We start from the raw sequence: 19,156 nt of genomic DNA, 5'->3' as shown, positions 1-19,156 counted from the left end.
CCGGCGTGGCAGCTCAGCGCAGGAGTCGCTCCGCCTCCGGCTGGTACGCGTGCTCGGCCCACTCGCGCGGCGTGGTGCCGTACTGCAGGTCGACGACGGTGCGGTCGGCACCGGCGTCGAGGAGCGTGCGGATCAGGTCGAGGTCGCCCGCCCAGGCGGCGTGGTGCAGCGGCGTCGCGCCCTCGCTGTCCCTCGCGTTCGGGTCGTCGGGGACGGTCGGGACGGTGACTGTGACTCCCGTGACGTCGATGCCGTGCTCGGCGAGGAGGTTCAGGCGCGCGGCGAAGCCGTGCTGCGCGGCCCAGTCGATCTGCCGGCGCCAGACCTGCGCGCGGTTCTCCGTCTCGGTACCGACGCGCGTCTCCCACGGACTCGGTCCGGCGTCGGCGAGGCCGTGCGCGAAGAGCAGCTGGAGGTGCGTGTCGTCGGGCCGGAACATCCGGTTGTAGAGCGTCTGCTGGTCGGCGGGGTGCGCTCCGCGGTCCAGCAGGAGGGCGGCCAGTTCCTGGGCGCGGGGGTGCCGCGGCTCGCGGCCGGCGCCCTGCTCGCCCTCGCCGAAGACTCCGGTGAGGGCGGTGAACGGGGTGGGCAGGCCGGAGTGCAGGAAGCCGGTGTTCGGGTCGGCGCCGGCGTCGAGGAGCAGCGTCGCGGCGTCGAGCGAGCGATCGATCGCCGCGTCGATCGGGAGGCGCGAATAGCAGAGGTAGCTGAGGGGGTGCCAGCCGAAGGGGCCGCCCGGGGCGGCCGCCAGGGAGGGATCGGCACGCAGGTGTGCGGCCACCGCATCGGCGTCGCGCGCCGCCGACGCCGCCCAGACAGAGCGCTCGACGATGCCGGGGGCCTGTGCGAGCAGGTCGGCGGCGGCACGCCAGCGCGGCGGCTCGTCCGACGGTCCGTAGCGCAGGCACGCCAGCGAGCAGAACAGGTCCGCGGGCGGGAGCGCGGCCTCGTCCACGGCGCACGGGTCCACGGTGAGGTCGGCGTTCGACGCGTCGGGGGAGCCGCTGCGTGCTCGCTGGGGCATGGCGCCTCTCGGTGGGTGGACGTGTGGTCAGCGCGGCAGGTTGGTGCGGGCCACCTGCTCGCGGAGGAAGGTGAATTGGGCGTCGAGGCTGGCCTGCAGGTCGCGCAGCTCGTCCGCGTGGTGCTGGAAGCGCAGCGCGTCGGCCTCGTTGCCGACGGCGTCCCGGTACAGCTGGTCCAGCAGCTCGCGGTGGGCGCTGCTGTTGGTGCGGTCCAGGATCTGCAGGTCGCCCAGGAGCCGTTCGACGGGGCGCAGTTCACCCAGGTACTCGGCGAGGGCGGCCACGTGATCGCGGAGGGCGTCCTCGGCCATGCGCGCGGCGTGCGTGTACTCGTCGATGTGCTGGGCCAGCGCGGGCGCCGCCGGCGAGGCGCCCGACGGGCGTGGGGTGTCGGTGCGCATGCGCCACACGCGGTGGGCGCGGTGGCTGATGTCCTGCAGCGTGGCGTCGAGGTTGATCCGGACGCGGTGCTGGTCGAGGAGCGGGTTGTTCCAGGCGGGAGAGCGCCGGATCTCCTCGGTGAGCAGGACCGCGACGCCCAGGAGGCGGGTCTCCACGCGGGTCTGGCCCGGTTCGGCGTCGGGGTTGTACGCGGGGGTGCGCTCGGCGCGGAACGGCCACGGATTCGCGGCGAGACGCGCCTGCTCCCGCTCAGCGATCCGGTTCTTGTAGCGCGTGAGCCGCCAGAAGTGGAACCCGGCGACTCCGGCGGCCGCGAGCAGGAAGATCAGGATCGCGGGGACGCCGGACGTCGCTATCGCGCTGCTGACCACGAGAGCGGCGATCACGACGACGACCGCCGCACCCTTCTTGAACTGCGGCGGCGGCCCGTACTGCAGATGTGCCGGGTAGCCCGGCGTGTTGCTCGCGGTGAACCGCCGGTAGGCGTCGTCGATCGCGGTCGCGCGCAGGTTCTGCAGGTAGTGGGCGGCGTCATGCGCCGCGGCCTGTGCCTGCTCCCGCCCGACCGGAACTGCATCCGCCGCCGTGGTCACCCGGCGGGCGATCTCCTGGGGCACCGTCTCCGCCATCTCGAACCTCCTCCAGATCCCTACCTCGAATGTACCGGCGTCTCGTAGCGCTGAGATTTTCGTTGGCTCGGCAGCGTCGACGCGGATGACCATTGTCAATCGTCCGAAAGGACGACCTCCGTGCCATCGGGGTGGTGTTCGACGAGGCGGCCCTGGTCGTCCAGGACAACTGTGACGACTCCCTCCGCGGCCAAGATCTCGCCGAAATCGGTCTCGTGCAGCTTCTGCTGGAGTTCCATTCGGAAGAGTGCGCCGTACAGCCGCGCTTCTTCGCGGGTGAGAGCACTGATGGGAACGGTTCCAGCACGAGCGGACTCGACACGGCGTCGTGAGGGAGTGTCGTGCGTTATCTCTCGACCGATCCTGACCCAATGATCGATCTGGTCGGCAACGGATCGGCCACGTCGAGCGGCTTCGGCGTGGGCGTGTTCGACGATGTCGTCGGCGATTCGGACTGTGTGCGACATCGTGGTTCTCCTCCGTCGACCAGATCGATGCGATAACACAATGCTAGGCGCCGTCGTGGCGCTCCGGCCACCGCCGAGACGGTGGTCCGGAGCTCCTGTCGACTACTTCAGGGCGACCGTCGCGCCGCCGGAGAACATCGAGTCATGCAGCTCGATGGTGGCGGGCTCGGCGTCCTTGGGCATGTCGAAGACGACCTTGATCTGCACCGTGTTGCCGGGGTTGATGTTGTCCCACACCGGCACGTCGGAGTCGCCGAGCGCGATCTGCGCCATGGAGTCCGATTCGAACGAGCGGCCCTGCGCATCCTTGACCTTCTGCGACGACGGGCTGAAGTCCTGCGGCTTGGTGCCGATGTTCTTCACCGTCATCGCGACGACCACGAACTGGCCCTGGGCCTTCTTCGCGAGATACGGGTTGTCGCCCACCTCGGCGAGCCCGGTCTGGACACCGGTCACCACGAACTCGAACTTCCCGTCGCGGACGGGGGTGTTCAGGCCCACGGCCTTCGGGTCCGCCTTCTCGGTGGCGGCAGTGCCGGCCGTGGTGCCGCCGGCGGCGGTCGCCTCGTCCTTGTCGCCGCCGCCGGTTGCGACCGAGACGACCACTAGGAAGGCGATCACCGCGAGCACGATCCACGGCCACTTGCGCTTCTTCTTGGCAGGGGGAGCGGGCGGAGCGCCGTAGGGCGCGGGCTGGCCCGGGTACGGCTGGCCGGCGTAGGGCTGACCGGGCTGCTCGGGCTGGCCGGGCTGCAGCGGGAAGGGCTGCTGAGACATGACGAATCCTCGATTCTTGGGATCTGTGAAGTCGACCTGAGGCGGGAAGTGCCTCACGTCGTGAGTGGAGCCCTCGGCTCCGTTGGATCAGGCCGACGGTGCGCGGACCGCGCCCGTCAGAAGTGATGACTGTTAGTTCAAGTCAGAATGCTTGTGCGTGTGGTCATTTCATCCTCCCCAGGACCTGATGGAAGGAGCATCGCACCGCCCACTGACAAGTTTCTGCTGTCGGTCTTCGGCATCGCGGTAGTCTCAGGTCAGCGGTTCGACGGAACTCCCGCCCAGGGCAGATCCCCTCCGCACGATCATTCGTGCTGCCCTGGGGGATTCTGGCGTGACGTTGTTGCGGGTCACCGCGAACCGACTGCTCGAGGAGTACACCTCGGAGTCGCTCGTGGAGAAGCTGCTGGAGCGCATGTTGTTCGAACGCGGAATCACCGTCGCCCGCGCCGAGCAGCGGTCGTGGGGGAACAGCCTCCCGTCGTTCGCCGCGGACCTGCGGCACGGTGGCCTCGGCGACGTCGAGATGCTGATCGAGTACAAGCTGCCGCTGTCCTCGCGACGCGCCGACGTCGTGCTCGCGGGTGTCCACCCCGATACCGGCGCACCGTCGTACGTGGTGGTCGAGCTGAAGCAGTGGTCGTCCGCTGCCTTGTTCGAGGACGATCCGGGCATGGTGACCGTCCCGCACCTCGGTGGTCCGGTGCTACACCCTGTCGCCCAGGTGGCCGGCTATTGCGAGTACATCGGGGACTTCGCCCGAGCGTTGCGCGGTCAGGATGATCCGCTGGCAGGTATCGCGTACCTACACAACGTCCACGATCCCGGCGAAGTCGCCGACCTCAGTGCCTACCCCGCAACGGCTGAGGGGCGTCTGTTCACCGGGGCTGACACCGACGCCATGCTCGCGTACCTCCGCACTCGGCTCAAGCCCGGTGCGCCGTCCGGCTACGCAGCCGATGCCCTGCTGAACTCGCCCGCCGCACCGTCGCAGCAACTGCTCGCCGTCGCTGCGGAGGAGGTGCGCGAACGGCAGGTCTTCCACTTGATCGGCAACCAGAAGCTCGCGGTCGACCTGGTACTGCACGACGTGGAGCGGGCCCGGGCCGCCGACACGAAGCGCGTTCTCGTGGTGACGGGCGGCCCCGGGAGTGGCAAGAGTGCGATCGCGCTCGCCCTTCTCGGAGATCTCGCCCGACGGGGCCGGACGGTGCTGCACGCGACTGGGTCCCGGTCGTTCACCACAACCCTGCGTCAGGTCGCGGGTGCCCGGGCGCCCCGCGTCAAGGCGATGTTCAAATACTTCAACCAGTTCGTCACCGCGGACCGCAACGGGCTCGACGTACTCATCCTCGACGAGGCGCACCGGATCCGGGAGACTTCTGCCAACAGGTACACGCGCGCGGCCGACCGGACCGGGCGTCCGCAGGTGGACGAGCTCATCGCTGCTGCTCGGGTGCCGCTCTTCCTCCTCGACGAACACCAAGTGGTGCGACCCGGAGAACTGGGTTCGCTGCCTCAGATCCGCGCCTACGCCGCCTCGCTCGGCCTGGAGACGGTGCACATCGCGCTCGACGACCAGTTCCGCTGCGGGGGCAGTGAGCGGTACGTCGAATGGGTACTGGACCTCGTAGGGCTCGGTGAGCGGGCGCCATGGACGTGGACGGGAGACGACGGCTTCGAGGTGCGGATCGCGGAGACGCCCTGGGACTTCGAACGGACACTCAGCGAGCAGCGGGACAAGGGCTACTCCGCGCGCATGACCGCCGGCTATTGCTGGCCGTGGAGCGATCCCACCCCCGAACGGACGCTGGTACCCGATGTCGTGATCGACGATTGGGCCCGGCCGTGGAACTCCAAGTCCGACCGACGGATGGGCGATGTTCCGCCCTCGCAGCTGTGGGCGACCGAGGACGGCGGCTTCGGGCAGGTCGGATGCGTGTACACGGCGCAGGGCTTCGAATACGACTGGAGTGGCGTCATCCTCGGGCCGGACCTCGTTTGGCGCGACGGCCGATTCGTCGTGCGACGGGACGAGAATCGCGATCCCAGCCTCAAGTCGAAGAAGAACCTCACGGACGTGCGGTTCGACCTGCTGATCCGCAATACCTACAAGGTGCTGCTCACCCGCGGCATGGTCGGAACCGTTCTGTACTCGACCGATGAAGAGACCCGCGAGGCGCTCCGGCGTCTCGTGCAGCAGTAACAACGAAACGAGCTCGGCCCGACAGGCTTCCGCAAGGACATGCCTCCACCCGATGCGAACCTTGAAGGGCGCATGGGCAATGACGGCATGGATCGTTACGATCGCCAGCGAGTATCCCGAGCACATGGGGATCGCATTCGAGGACAAGTGGTGGGACTTCGGTCAGCGTCGCGATATTCGAGCCGGAGATGATCTCTTCTTCTGGCAGGCAGGTGTGAAGAAGGTCGTGGGCTGGGCGACCACGACGAGCTCGATCGAGCCTCGAACAGAGGAAATGCCGCCAGCTCACTGGACGGATGATTCACCGACTCGCTACCGATATCGAGTGCACCTAGTGAAGCGGGCGGCGGCACCGGTTACGTCGCCGACGTGGGATGAACTTCGTGCGCGCATTGGAACGAAGGCATCTCCGAACATCCCTGTGATTGAGGTGAAGACCGGCGCAGGAGAGAGGTTCCTCAAATCGCTCTTTCTGGACGCGTCGAGTGAGATCGACGAGGCATTGCTTCGTCAGCTCACGGCAAAGGGGGCATTTCTCGACGCGGCCGACCGACGGCTACGGCGGGTCACCGATGTCGTGATCCGACCTGGCCAATCGGGCTTTCGCGACGGTCTTCTGGTTGCGTACGACGGTCGATGTGCAATATCGGGCAGCGACGTCACCGAGGTACTCGAGGCGGCTCACATCGTTTCGTACCGGGGCATGCAGTCGGATTCGGTGAAGAACGGGCTCCTCCTGCGTGTCGACCTGCACAGGCTGTTCGACAAGTTCCTAGTCACCGTCGGCGCGGATCGTCGTGTCCGTGTGGCCCCCGGACTGCGCGAGGGGGCGTACGGCGACTTCCATGGAAAACTTCTGCGCAATCCAATCGTCGCCGGCTCGGAGCCTGCCGACGAGGCCTTGGAGAACCACTGGAAAGCCTGCGACTTCATGACGTCGGCGGGGCAAGTTCGTATTTGAAATACGCGTAGGCGGCTCGATGGGAACTACGTGCAGGACCTACCCACTGAACCGAACAACGGCCACGTGGGATGCGCAGTCGAGGGCACCGTCGACGTCCATGTCGCGAACGGCGACGGTACGTCGTGCGAGGTAATCAGGGAGCGCTGCCGAGAATTTGAGCCCTTCGACGGATCGATCGTCGATCAGCGGGAGTCGCTGTTGCGCCTCGTCATCGAGCCGGAGTAGCTGGATCTGGTCGGCGATCGAGCCGGCGGTCAGGTCGGCGTGGAGGCGCAGATAGCGACTGTTGAACGATTGCCTAGGAGCGACGAGGTCTGGTGCCCATGCCGCAAGGGTGCGGTTCGCCTTGGTGCCGGCCCACGTCCACCATCGCCACTCGTTCTTCTCCCGCGCCACAACAAGACCGCGTTCGGAAACGCTCCATCCTGAAGTCTCGCGGAGGTCGCTCAAGGTCGCAGACGCTCGTCGAGTGAGCGTCACCCCGTCGGGCAGGGAACCGAGCAGGACTGCGCGTGCACCGCGGGTGAGGGCGAAGGAGTCACCGTCGGCGGCGCTGCCCCACTTGGCCTTGCCTGCCAGCGTGCTCGATTCGACGTACACCTGGCGGCGCTTCCAATCCACGTGGGTGACCTGCCAGGACCGGCCGCCGAGAAGGAGAACGCGCGGACCGTCGACGAGGTCGGTGAGGACGGATACATCCACCGACCCCACCTCCTGCCGGCCGGCGAAGACGCGGAACTCGGGGGCGGCAGTGAAGACGGCGAGCAACTCCATGAAGTGGCGGCGCCCGAAGCGCTTCTCCGCCTCGGCACCGATGAACGCGGTGCCTGAGTCATGCTCGAGAAAGCCTTCGTCGAGGAGGTACTGGAAGATCTCGTCGCCGTCGTGGTCGAACAGTGGGAGGGAACCCCAGCTGCCGCGCCAACCGTCGATCGGTACGCGGCGAGTCTGCAGCGCCAGGGCGAGCAGCTGTTGCGCGGCGATGTGGCGCGGTTCGGGAGGAGCGAGCACGGGTTCGACGAAGCCCTCCGACCAGCAGTGCAGCATGCCCAGGGTGTTGAGGACTGCTTCGTCGCTCGTCGCCATGAAGAGGCAGTTGCGGACTGTGCCGGGGCGTCGGCCGGTTCGGCCGAGGCGCTGAAGGAAGGACGAGACGCTTTTCGGCGCGTTGATCTGAATGACACGATCGAGGTCTCCGACGTCGATGCCGAGCTCGAGCGTGGACGTTGCGACGATCACGCAGTCCCTGGCTTCGGCGAAGGCCTTTTCCGACTGTCGGCGTTCATCCGCCGACAACGAGGAATGGGAGACGAACGTGGTGATTCCGCGTTCTCGAAGTTCTGATCCGAGTTCCTCGGCCAACCTCCGAGAATCGACGAACACCAGACGCTTCTCACCTTGATGCAGCGCGGCGATCACCGTTGCGGCGTTCTCGATGTTGCCCACCGAATCGACTGTGAGCTCCGGTGGGTCGGCCTGGCGCGCGGGAGGATTGATCACGCGGCCGGCAGTGCGGGCGCCACCCTGGAGCCAGGTCAAGAGGTCGTCGGGATTACCGACGGTGGCGGACATTCCGATCCGCTGCAGCCGCCTACCGACGAGACTCTCGAGTCTCGCCAACACCGCGAGGAGATGCCAACCACGATCGTCCCCGGCGAAAGCGTGCACCTCGTCGATCACGACGGCTCGCAGTTCGCCGAGCACAACTGCCGGATCGACCGATTCGGAGACGAGCATCGATTCAAGGGACTCGGGCGTGGTCAACAACACGTCCGGGCGTTCGGACTTGATGCGCTTGCGCTGTCCTGCCGTGACATCGCCGTGCCACGTGGCCGCATCACGGCCGACCCAGGCGGCGTACTCGGCGACGCGTGGCTGGAGGTTGTTGAGTAGCGCTTTGAGCGGGCAGAGGTAGAGAACCGACGTCCCCGACCAGCGTTCGCGTTGCATCTTGGTCAGGATCGGAAAGACCGCTGCTTCGGTCTTGCCACCGGCCGTAGGCGCGAGCAGGATGGCATCTTCGCCGGCCAGAATCGGCGCCACCGCGTGATTCTGGAGTGGCCGCAGGCCTGGCCACCGGAGGCTGTTCACGATGTGGTGCTGGATACCAGAGTCCAGCGCGTCGAATCCCGCGGTACCGGTCATGGACGGCTCAGAGCTCCACGTCGTCCGCGGACGACGCGCGCAGGACCTCGTCACGCTCGGTGGAAGCGATGGTCAGTCGGTAGTCGCGCCGAGGATCGAAGTCCTCGAACTGATCGATCCGGTCCAGGACATCGGCGACCAACTTCTTCAGGAACAGCCGCGGCGAGACCCCGACCTTGCCGCCGAGCTCGCCGGCGACGGCGGCAGCGAGGTCCCGCAGGTAGGCGTCGTCGCACACAGACAGAATTCGTGAGGGCGAGGCGGCACCGTCGGCGTACAGATCGCGCACCCGTGTGCCCACTTCGACCAACTTGTCCATGTCGAATCCGGTGAGCCGGATCTGCGGTGCGCGAGGGTTGTCGAAGCGGGGGTCACCGAAGTCAGTGTGGAGGCGTTGCGCAAGTGGTGGGAGTGTCTGTACGCCCATGCGGCCGTCATAGAACGCCGGCGTGCCGGTGATGAGCAGATACAGCCCGGGGTATCGGCCGGAGTCCAGTTCATCGAGCCACTGACGGAGTGCATTGAGCGCCTTCTCCCGCGAGTCACGGCGCATGCGCTGCAGGGTCTCCACCTCGTCGATCACGAGGACGAGTCCCGCGTGCCGGGAGCCCTTCAACACCGAGAGTAGGCCGGTCAAGAAGCCCATCGCGAGGAAGTGGTCCACGTCCTGCTTCACTCCGGCGAACCGCTTGGCCTGCGCGCCCACGTGGGGCTGCCCGCCGAGCCAGGCGATCAGGCCGTCGGCCGTGGCGGCGTCGCCGGATTCCAGAGCCTCGCGGTATTTGCGCAGCACCATCGGGTACTGCGGTGTGGACGATGCGACCGTCGCGAGGCGCTGCTCCAGCAACTTCTCGACCTCCGCCGCGGGTGCCTCGTCGGTCCCGAGGGCGTCGGCGGCGTCCTCCTCGACGCCGTAGAGCCAGGCGTCGATCACGGCGCGGAAAGCGCTCTTGGAGAAGGCCGAGGTGCGGAGTTCCTCGATCGTGCGTCGGTACACGGTCTCCAACCGGTGCAGCGGCGTCTCCAGCTCGCTGATCTGTACCTCGGCGACGGCGAAACCCCGTGCCATCGCACGCTGTTCGACCCAACGGGCGAAGAACGTCTTACCCGCGCCGTACTCGCCACGGACCGCCTTGAACGCGGATCCGCCGGCGGCAACCGCGACGAGATCCTCGTCGATGGCTCCGGCGAATTTGTCGATGCCGACGGCCAGCGCATCGAGCCCGCCATCCGGCACCGTTCCCTGACGGAGCGACTGCAGGATCTCGCGTCGCCGGACCGGCGAGACGGGGCTCACCGTCGAACTCCGAACTGCTCGAAGAGAACATCGGCAGCGACCACCAACTCTGTTCCGTTCACCGAGACGGCCTCCACGCCGTCGACGTTGAACACCTGCAGGAGCGTGGGGGCGGTGCGCCCGACGCGCGCGGACGTCGACCCGAGCAGTGCATCGACGCGGGTGAGTGGCAGGACGCCGCCCAGCGAGATCGCTTCTCGGATGACGCTGCCGACCGCCGCTGCCTTCATCCGGGGTGCGAACAGCCGCATCTGTGATCGGAACAGGTCGCTCTCCTCAAGGGCGGCCACGGCGCTGTCGTGGACAGGTGCCGAAGGTGATGCGCTCGGCGCATCGGGAAGGTCGAACAGACCGTCACCCTTCGGCTCCGCCTTCCTCCGGGCGGGCTTGATCGGTGCCTTCGGTGCAGCGATCGGTATCGGACCGATGCTTGAGGCCGGCGACCCGTTCCAGAATTGCGGAGCCTCGATGCCGCCGGGCGTGAGGTCCAGATGGGCGGGCGGAGCGCCCTTCACGAGGATCGTGACGGGGATGGTGACTTCCGCGAGCGACGCGCCGCCGTGGTAGCCGGCCTTCTTGCCGGTGTACCGGACCTGTTCGTCGACGGCGAGGATCTCCTCGTTCCCGGCCGCGAGAACCCGTGGGCCGCTCACGAGAACCTCGTACGCCTCCGCGGCCTCGTCGACGGGGCGGTGCCGTGAGGAGGTCCGGGTGCCGCGCTGTACCGACGGTGCCTCACTGCGCTCGACGACGTGTCCGTGGTCGGAGACGAGGACGACGGTGCGCCCGACGGTCGCGGCCGCCGCGAGCAGCGCCTCCAGGTGCCGCACGTGCGAGACGGTCCAGACGGTGCCGATCGGATCGGACTTGTCCAGGGCGTCGTCGATCGTGTTGAGCACGCACGCGACCACGGGGGTGTCGACGGTGTCGTTGATGGACTCGCGCACCTCGGGGGCGAGGGACCCGCCGGCGAGTGCATCGATCTGGGCCTTGTGAAACAGCGGAGTCTGTTTGGCCGGCAGTCCGTTTCGTTCGAGCCACGAGGCGAAACCGGGCTTTTCTTTGGTTTGGTCGCCCGCGGTGAGAGCGCCGGTGAGCAGCGAGCATCGGGAGAAGCGCGTGACCGTGGGAAGGACTGCGACAGCTGAGGTGGGAAGGTCGTCCCGTGTGAACTGCTGCCACTGCGGACTGCGTCGGGTGAGATCGGTGACGATCTCGTTGGCCGCTGCGGAGCCCATGCCGTCCGCGACGATCACTAGCACGGGGGAGCGGTTCTGCCGATCGTCCCCGAAGGTCGACGATGCAGCTTGGGTCAGTGGCACGACGACGCGGTCGAGCAGATTCTCGATCGGGAGGAACGCGTCATCGGACGGGGCGTGCGTGGCTGAAGCCGCGAGTTCCCTGGCGAACTCTCGGTCGTATTTCCCACGCCGCGCGCGGACCGTCGCCAGGATTCGACCGTTGGCTGACTGCAGTGCGGGATCCTCTGCGCCGACGAAGGCCTCGTCGATCGCCGCGTCGACCCAGGAGATCGCAGTGCGGTATGCGTGCAGCCAGGCGCTCAGCCCGACGGGCGACTCGAATTCTCCGCGCGTCCATCGCAGGAGGCGTAGTGCAGACCGGGCGACGCGGACGTCCTGCGGTGCGTCGGGTCCGTCCGCGAGGGCGGAGGAGTGCGCTCGGACCGCCTCCCAACTGTCTTCGGCGTCGGCGAGGGGACCGCCTTCGACGGCGGAGTCGAGGGCTACGGCGAAATGAGCGAGTCGGTGCGGGAGTGCGTCGGGGAGCACGTCTGAGCGACCCACGAGCGGGGCCGCGCGGAACTCGGCGACGAGGTCGGTGGCGCGCCGGAGCAAGGATGCCGTGCCGCTCTCCTGAGCGGCGAGCGTGGCGGCGGTACCCCAGGCGCGGATTTCGCGTTCGGTCAGCTCGACACCGAGCGCCTGAGCGAGCAGCGTGCGGACCACGACCACGGAATCTCGTGCTGCGCCCGGGGAGTGCGGGCCGGCATGGGTGTCGTCGGTGAGGGCGGCAACGAGGCCGAGCGGCACGAGGTCGGACGGCCCGCGCGTGCGCCAGACGGCGGTCATGGCGCGGCCCGCATCCCCGAGTCGCCCGGATAGCCAGGCGTTGAACTGTTCGAGCAGGACCGGATCGGCACTCTCCCGCCAGGACTCGAACCTGAGAGGTGTGGAGGAGATCGACCACAGCGCCACGCGATGCGGGGAGACGCTGTCTGCCTCGAGTCCGAAGCCGCGCGTTAGCGCACCGAAGAGGTGGTCGCTGGTGAGCACGCCTCCGGGGGCGGGTTGCACGACGTCCGGGAGTGAGCGCAGGGCTGACCGCGCGGCGTCGTTCTTGTTGCCCAGCAGGCTGAACTCTTGGCTGGTCGCGTTGAACGCCTCACGGAGCGCGGGCCACGGATCCAGATGGGAGAGGGTGTGGCGGCCGGTGAGGTGGTCCTGCACTCCGACGGGGATCTCTGTCGCCGGACGGTCCGTGAGGATCACGACCCAGTCCACTTCGTGCCGGTCCAGGAGAGCGTCACGGATCGCGAGCACGCTCGGGGCCGTGCGCACGCGGACGCTCTGTCCGTCGACGGTGAGCGTCGGGTCACCGGACCACTCCGGTCGCGCCGCGACGGCGATCGCACCGCGCGCGTACTCCTTCGCCTTGAGCTGCCGTACCAGCGCGCGGATTCCGGCGCGGTCGGCGACCGGTAGTGAACTCGTCACTCGTCCACCCGCGTGATGGTGACCTGGAATCGCGCTCCGGGGTGGGCGCGCAACAACGCCTGAAGGTGCCGCTCGAACAATGACTCCGTCTCCGCATTGAGGTCCAGGGTGACCGGCTGGAACGTCGACTTGGAGGTATCGAACGGCAGCGGAACCTCGTCGGGGTCCGGTCGCGCCGGCGGCGGCGGAGGCGGAGCGACGGGGCCGGGCGCGAGGGCCTCCAGCCACGACTCGCGCTGGCCCTTGGCGCGCTCCAGTGCGCCGGCGAGGCCGATGGCGAACTCCTGTGACGTCACCGCTTGCTGGATGTCGGACAGGATCCGCTTGGCTTGGCTGCCGTGCGGGGTGTCGCCCGGCGCGTGGAGCAGGACGTCCCACTGCCTCGTGGGGTTCTTCGTGATCGCCTGCGCCACGTCGGCGGCCGTGCTCAGCGATTGCGAGACCTCGATGTCGGACCCGCGGAGCGACGCGTCCGCGATCAGGGGAACCAGGTCCAAGTTCTTGGTGCCCGGGACTCGGTCCTCAAGCAGTTCCATCAGATCGGCCGCAAGCGGACCGCGGCCCTCGCTGAACGGGAGCTTGAAGTACTCGTAGTACGTCTGCAGCTCGCGGACGAAACTCCGGCGGCCGGCGAACTCGGAGCGCGCGTACTCCCGCACCGCGTCACCGAACACGCCGAGATTCGTCGCCGTGAGGTACTCGCTGAGGTTCTGGCCGGTCCACGTCTTCCACCGCTGCACGGCGCGCTCGAACACCGCCTGGTCGGGAAGGGGCTCGAGACGAAGCTCCATGGCCGGCTTGATCTCGCCGACGGCGGGCTCGTCCACCGTCGACTTGAACAGGAACCAGGACCGCTTGGTCCGCGTCGCCCACACAGCCGCGATCAGGTCGACCATGTCGTCCGTCAGGCCGCGGCGCTCCGCGATCTTCGCGATCGCCTGCCGCAGCGCCGCCACCTCGACGGCGCCGCCCTCATCGATCCCGGCGCGACCCAGCTCCTGGGTGATGCGGTTCTGCCAGGCGGTGAACTGGTCCGGGCCGAACATGAGGTGGGTCTCGTTGGTACGCGCCAATTCGAGTGGTCCAACAATGCGGCGCACCGTCGAGCGTTCGGATTGGTCGAGGGCCACCCGGCCGTCCGGCACCGACTGGGCTTGCCGCAGGCGGCGGAGCACGAGGTTGAGGTCACGCCGCAGGATGAGCTTGTCCTCGGGAGAGAATTCGGGATGCTCGGGGAACCGGGAGGCGAACGCGTCGGCGAACAGTCGGTCCGCGGCGGCGCCGAGGGTGCCGCCGATCGGCGTGCTCACGTTGACCCCGGAGTGCAGAGGCCGGAGGTAGGGCTCCGGCGCGGTGGCCCCGCCGGCCACGCCGTACGCCACTTGCAACGCCATGCCGAGCTGCGCCACGGTCTGGTTGCGCTGGCCCTCGAGGATCGCCTTCGCCGCAGCGCGATCCGCTTCGGGGAGCTCGTTCGCATAGGTGCCCCAGCGTTCGCCATTGAGTAGGTACTCGAGCACCACGAGCCGGCCGAGGCGGCGGTTGGTGTCGTCGTCGAAGAACGTGGGCAGCCAGGCGATGGTAAAGGCCTCGTCGCCGGTGCGCCTCAGCTCGTCGATCCGGTCGTGGTCCTCCTGGACGGTGTGCCCGGGGTCGTCGAAGGGGAGGTCGACTACGAGGCGCAGCGCGCCGTTCGTCCGCGGGACGAAGGCCTCGTCGGAGAGGTAGCCGCGGTCACGCACGTTGCCGAAGACGATCTCGACGGTGCGCTCGGTCCCGCGCCAGACGATCTGGCGGAGGCGGGCAGCGTCGATGGTGGCGGTCGCGTCGGCGACGCCGAATTGCTCGGCGAGGAGCCGGCGGATGAGTTCGCGGCGCCGGCCGTCGGTGTCTTCCCCGGAGGCGCGCTTGACGATCCGTTCGTAGTCGACCGATTCGAGGGACGCGGAGATGATCGGGTTAGCGTCCGAGGTCACGCTGATCTCGGGGATCTCGGCGGCCCAACGCTTGACCTTGCCGAGGATCTGTCCGGCCTGGTCGCCGGGGATCAGGGAGATCACGCTGCCGTGGTTGAGGGAGGCCAGTCGGTTGGCGTCGATCTGCTTGAGCGCGGGCACGTTCGGCGCGATCGCGGCCATGAGCAGCGTCTTGGCGATGCGGATGTCGGCGCGGAGTCCGGGCGGGGTCTCGGCGTCGGCGATGTCGGAATCGACGCCGGCCTCGCGGAAGAGCAGCGGTCGCAGCTTCTCCAGCCACAGGGTGCGGGCTGTCTTGAACGTGGATGCCGCGGCGGCGTTGATGGCGGTGCCGCCGGCGCTGTCGATCACGTAGTCGAAGGCGTCGCCCACGGGGATCACGTTGGAGATGGTGAGCTGATCGGCCTCGTCCTGCAGCATCTGCTGCATCACCTTGAGGGCGGTGCGCTCGCGCTGCATCTGGCCGGAGAGCGCGCGCAGCGTGGCAATGAGGGCGGGGGAGAAGGGGTAGGTCAGCTTGAATGCGTCGGCGTCAGCGCCGCGGTGCTGATCGTCGGTATTCACGCCATCGAGCAGCACGTCCCACACCTTGGGGCTGCGCTCGATCCGGCCGAACGAATCCTGCAGCGCGGTGGCCGCTTCCGCGTTCAGGGGTTGGAGGAGGCGCTTGTTCGCGATAAAGGGAAGGTTCTCGTCACCGAGCGTGACCTCGCCGAACCGGCCGGCCTGGTGCGCGAACGCCTGCTCCACGGCCTGCTGGGTGGCGCCGGAATCGCTGCCGCCCGCGACCCATTTGGAGAGGTCGTGCTGGCGCGCGATGAACGAGGCGATCGGGACGGCGAGGCGCCCGCGGCTGGTCTCGACCAGCTTGGTGATCTTCTGGACCTCGGCGCTGAACTTCTCGCGCTCGGTGATGAGGAAGGTGAGCCACAGGACCAGCTCGTCCAGGAGCAGGACCACGCCGTCGTATCCGAGCGATCTGGCGTGGTCTGCGATGACGGCCAGGCCGTCTTCGAGTGGCAGCCAGTCGGTGTTGCGGGAGAAGCTGGTGAAGTACGTCGCGATCAGCGCCTGCTGCAGACGCGCGCGGTCCGCCGCAGGGGCGCCGGGCGCGGAGGCCTCGGCGTAGGTGGTGCCGTTCCAGGTGGTGGTCGCGGCGCCAAGCGCCGCCCAGTTGACGGTGCCCAACGGTGCCGCCTCGCCCTGATTGAGGCCGCCGAAAAATTTCTCGTCTCCCATCTCGGACCGGAGGCGCGCGGCGTCCTCGAAGAGCCCGCCGGCGGAGTGGAGGACGGGCGGCCTGGCATCGGGATGAAGCTGGGCGATCTGACGCAGGTACTGATCGAACAGCGCCGACTCGATGCTGGTCGAGTCGAGGAAGTGGAACGTGAGCCGCAGCAGATTCGCGTCGGCGATCTTGGGATGCTTCGCGATGATCGGCTGCAGGTCAGCGATAGCCAGGGCCTCGGGCGCGTGCCCGAGCACCCCGTACAGCACGGCCATGAAGTGCGACTTACCGGAACCGAACGACCCGTTCAGGTACGCGGCCTTGTTCTCCCCGGTGCGGAGCGCCTCTTCGACGGTGCCGAGCGCCTGATCGAATGCCTCGGCGATCGCGGGCGTGACGACGTAGTTGTCGACGGTGCCCTGCATGTGCCCGCGCTCGACGGAGTCCGACAGGCGCAGCACGTAGTCGTTCGTGCCGTGCGATTCGGGGATCGAGAACGTCTCCCGCAGTGTGCGTGCGGGTGAGCCTGGGCTTGGGAACATGGTGTCTCGCTACTCCGTTAAGTCGTGGGTCCACTTTGCCTAGTCGTGTGGATGTTGTAGTTGGGCGGAGCCAGACGCGCCCGCGGTGACGTGGCGACCTCAACGATCGTAGTCGCAACACCCTGCCGCGCTCTGCGCGTAGTAGCCGCCCGGGTCCTCATAGCCCGAATCGTGCGCAACTTTCGCTGCGAAGTCATGATAATCGTCCGATGCTCGCGAATCAGCGGTCAGTCAGGTTGAGCGCCTTCAATAGCGATGGGTGAACTTGCAGCCCCTCAGATGGCCGGGCGAGGTAGGGGTCGTCGTAGCGGAATTTCACTGTTGACCCTGACTTGAAAACACCGATAACGGAGCAGTCAAACAGAAGGTCGAGAACCTTATGGGCGTCACCTTCGGAGATTCTGTTCCGAGAACAGGATTGTAACCACTCGGATTCAGTGTGGGATCTCTTCCCGAGGCCTTTAAGTGCACGAACAACTTCGTCGAATTCGATCTCGTGCAACCCGATTTCGTCTTTTAGTTCCCGAAGCATGTGGTCGCTATACGGTCCTTCACCCTCGTAGATATCGGAAGGTGAAATGCTCTGCATGATATCGGCACGGGACTCTTCGGCATTGATGCAAAACGCAATGAGGTCGCGAGGTCGTCGCATCGTCCTCTTTGTCATATACTTAAACGCGGACTGTCTGTTACGCATTTCCTCGATCGGGAAGGCTTTGGCCCAGGCTGCGGATTTCGAACAATCTAAGGAGTGGGAAATTCGGAGAGCCACGATATCTTGAAGTTCGTTGTCGGACCAGTCCAGATGCACCTGATCCTGGCTGGTTTTGTTGAGATCATTGAAGCTTAACGCGTTCCAAATATCGGTCCTTAAGAAGGCGACAACGGGAGCGGGATAGCCTTTAATGCTTAGCGATATTGAAAGGTCTCGGGCCGCGTTGATTGCGCCGGCAATTAGCTTTTTGCTCTGGTCGGATCCGTCCCAGGCGTCATCGAGTCGGTCGACTAGGACCGTAAACGGAGCCCGACTGAAGTTCTGACTGAAGATCTCTTCAATCTTTGACAGAGAGCCCGACATTTGGGGGTCGACCGCGCGAGGCCCGTCTGCTACCGTGATGCCGCCGCCGCCGACTCCCGCCACGGTCGGTAGCGTAAGTGTCTTCGGGTCACGCGATCTTCTGAACCAGTTCCCTAATGCACCGAAACTGCCAACACCGCTCGTTATGCCTATTTGATTGAACGCCGCGACCAACGTCTTCTGTTCGGTTCTTTCGAGAGAATTGAAGATCTTTTCGGCGGCAATATAGTAGTATAATAGTTTCCACGACAAGCTATAACTGCGAGCTGGGGTCAACTCTTCTTGATTGAGATTTCGATGTATTTCGAATGCGTAGTCGATCAAGTCGAGGCTGATTACCTCGACGTCTGGGCATGATTCCTCAATTCTGGATTCAAGGTATTTGAATAAGGCGGTCTTTCCTGCGCCTTTTCGGCCCAGCACCAAATATTTTCCACGACCAACTATGTCCTGAACATGGCGAGTTGCCAAGAAGTAGCTGGGCAGGTCTTTGTCGCTTTCGGCCTCAAGGCGACCAAAATCGAGTCGAGAGTAGTCTTCGGGCGGCATTATCGCTCCTTTTGGGCGGGTGCTCTACGGTCTCCGTCTGATTGGTGGTCAATAATCGGGGTATAGGTAGCTGTGAATATCGACATCAAGAACGGGATCAGCCCTCGAGTGATGCTGCTTGATCCACGGTTTAATGCCCCTGTGACGGCAATGGATGTATTCACGGAATGATTGCCTTCTGACTCACGCTCTGCCCGTATCGACGCTATTGCGAGGCCTTGGTAGGCGTGGTTCCAGCCAGCCCAGCCGAGGAGAGGGGTAGGGTCGGTAGCGCGGCCCAGGCCGGGGTAAGAGATGAAGCGTTCCTTGGGGACGTCTAGCTTGCCGCGGTGGGACCAGTAGGACTGCTTCTTGAAATCAGCGCTGGTGTACTTCGGGGGGACGGGGATGTCCTCGGCCTTCGCCAGGCCGGCGTCCTCCTGGCGTTGGAGCTCCCAGACCTTCTCCCATTCGGCGCGTTTGCGCAGACCGGATGGCTTGTAACGGAGTTCGGCGAGGAATGGGACGGCTTCGTCCTTGAGGAGCTTCTCCAGTGTCTTCGTGACCGGAGCGTCCTTCTGGCCGGCCCACATGTCGAGGGCGATGATGAAGTCGGGGTTCGTCTCGACGCGCGCGGCAAGCTCGGCGACGGAGAGGGGTTGCGGTGTGCCCTGTGGGGTGAACCAGAGGGACTTGTCTTCGAGGCGGTCGAGGAGCCAGTTTCGGAGAGCACGTTCGAACTTCGCCTCCCAGGACTCGCCGGCCCAGCGGCGCTTGTACTCGGGCTTCTCGAGAAGCCGGATGTACTGGTTGGACTCGATCTCGTCGAGTCTCCGCTGTACGAGGTCGCGGTATTCGGCGGACCAGTGCTGGGGGATCTCGGTGATCGGGGTCGATCCGTGGCGAGCGAACCACGCTGTGTCGATCTCTCCTGCGGCGGCGCGGCGAGCGAGGGCGATTTCGAAGGCGCGTTTGCCCAACGCGATTCCGGGGGCGGCGCCCGGGGGGAGTGTGAGGTCCACGTCGGTCAGACCGTAGAGGCTGTAGGGACTGCTGCACGATCGGGTGACAGTGTCGGTGTCATGCCGCTGAGGCGGCTGTGTTGATGATCGTCTCGTATTCGACGGGCGTCAACCGGCCGAGGCGGACCTGACGGC

Annotated in this window: 12 protein-coding genes; 2 read left to right on the top strand and 10 right to left on the bottom strand. The window is 66.4% G+C overall.

Going from position 1 to position 19,156, the window contains the following annotated elements; all coding sequences use genetic code 11:
• Positions 1-13 precede the first annotated feature (13 nt).
• The 4 genes from WFK95_RS16920 to WFK95_RS16905 form a co-directional block, all read right to left on the bottom strand.
• The gene (locus WFK95_RS16920) at positions 14-1,024 is read right to left on the bottom strand and encodes an ankyrin repeat domain-containing protein (RefSeq protein ID WP_336671323.1); all 1,011 of its coding nucleotides are present in this window, start codon (positions 1,022-1,024) and stop codon (positions 14-16) included.
• A gap of 27 nt (positions 1,025-1,051) precedes the next feature.
• The gene (locus WFK95_RS16915; RefSeq protein ID WP_336671322.1) at positions 1,052-2,056 is read right to left on the bottom strand and encodes a hypothetical protein; all 1,005 of its coding nucleotides are present in this window, start codon (positions 2,054-2,056) and stop codon (positions 1,052-1,054) included.
• A 95-nt stretch (positions 2,057-2,151) separates the two neighbouring features.
• A complete protein-coding gene (locus WFK95_RS16910) occupies positions 2,152-2,523 on the bottom strand; it encodes a TA system antitoxin ParD family protein (protein ID WP_336671321.1) in 372 nt (123 codons plus the stop codon).
• Between the two features lie 102 nt (positions 2,524-2,625).
• The gene (locus WFK95_RS16905) at positions 2,626-3,300 is read right to left on the bottom strand and encodes a DUF4352 domain-containing protein (RefSeq protein ID WP_336671320.1); all 675 of its coding nucleotides are present in this window, start codon (positions 3,298-3,300) and stop codon (positions 2,626-2,628) included.
• Positions 3,301-3,634: 334 nt separating this feature from the next.
• On the opposite strand from WFK95_RS16905, the gene WFK95_RS16900 reads away from it, so the two are divergent.
• Positions 3,635-5,506 (top strand): DUF2075 domain-containing protein, encoded by a 1,872-nt coding sequence (locus tag WFK95_RS16900; RefSeq protein ID WP_336671319.1) that lies wholly within the window; start codon positions 3,635-3,637, stop codon positions 5,504-5,506.
• A 79-nt stretch (positions 5,507-5,585) separates the two neighbouring features.
• The gene (locus WFK95_RS16895; protein WP_336671318.1) at positions 5,586-6,467 is read left to right on the top strand and encodes an HNH endonuclease; all 882 of its coding nucleotides are present in this window, start codon (positions 5,586-5,588) and stop codon (positions 6,465-6,467) included.
• Positions 6,468-6,506: 39 nt separating this feature from the next.
• Here the strand turns inward: WFK95_RS16895 and WFK95_RS16890 are convergent, their stop codons facing one another.
• The 6 genes from WFK95_RS16890 to pglX all read right to left on the bottom strand — a co-directional run bounded on the left by WFK95_RS16890 (position 6,507) and on the right by pglX (position 19,021).
• Complete coding sequence (locus WFK95_RS16890; RefSeq protein ID WP_336671317.1) at positions 6,507-8,615, bottom strand: DEAD/DEAH box helicase; 2,109 nt, start codon at positions 8,613-8,615, stop codon at positions 6,507-6,509.
• 7 nt (positions 8,616-8,622) lie between these two features.
• Positions 8,623-9,912 (bottom strand): BREX system ATP-binding protein BrxD, encoded by a 1,290-nt coding sequence (gene brxD, locus WFK95_RS16885; RefSeq protein ID WP_336671316.1) that lies wholly within the window; start codon positions 9,910-9,912, stop codon positions 8,623-8,625.
• Positions 9,909-12,647, bottom strand: a complete 2,739-nt coding sequence (gene pglZ, locus WFK95_RS16880; protein WP_336671315.1) for a BREX-2 system phosphatase PglZ — start codon at positions 12,645-12,647, stop codon at positions 9,909-9,911. Before pglZ ends, brxD begins: the two co-directional genes overlap by 4 nt.
• Positions 12,644-16,393, bottom strand: a complete 3,750-nt coding sequence (locus tag WFK95_RS16875) for a DUF6079 family protein (RefSeq protein ID WP_336671314.1) — start codon at positions 16,391-16,393, stop codon at positions 12,644-12,646. Before WFK95_RS16875 ends, pglZ begins: the two co-directional genes overlap by 4 nt.
• Positions 16,394-16,613: 220 nt before the next feature.
• A complete protein-coding gene (locus WFK95_RS16870; RefSeq protein WP_336671313.1) occupies positions 16,614-18,020 on the bottom strand; it encodes a P-loop ATPase, Sll1717 family in 1,407 nt (468 codons plus the stop codon).
• Positions 18,020-19,021, bottom strand: a complete 1,002-nt coding sequence (pglX, locus tag WFK95_RS16865; protein WP_336671312.1) for a BREX-2 system adenine-specific DNA-methyltransferase PglX — start codon at positions 19,019-19,021, stop codon at positions 18,020-18,022. Before pglX ends, WFK95_RS16870 begins: the two co-directional genes overlap by 1 nt.
• Between the last annotated feature and the right edge of the window lie 135 nt (positions 19,022-19,156).

This window comes from Tsukamurella sp. USMM236 (assembly GCF_037148755.1).
Taxonomy (GTDB): domain Bacteria; phylum Actinomycetota; class Actinomycetes; order Mycobacteriales; family Mycobacteriaceae; genus Tsukamurella.
Note: the sequence above shows the minus strand (reverse complement) of the source record. Positions and strands in the feature narration are given on the sequence as shown.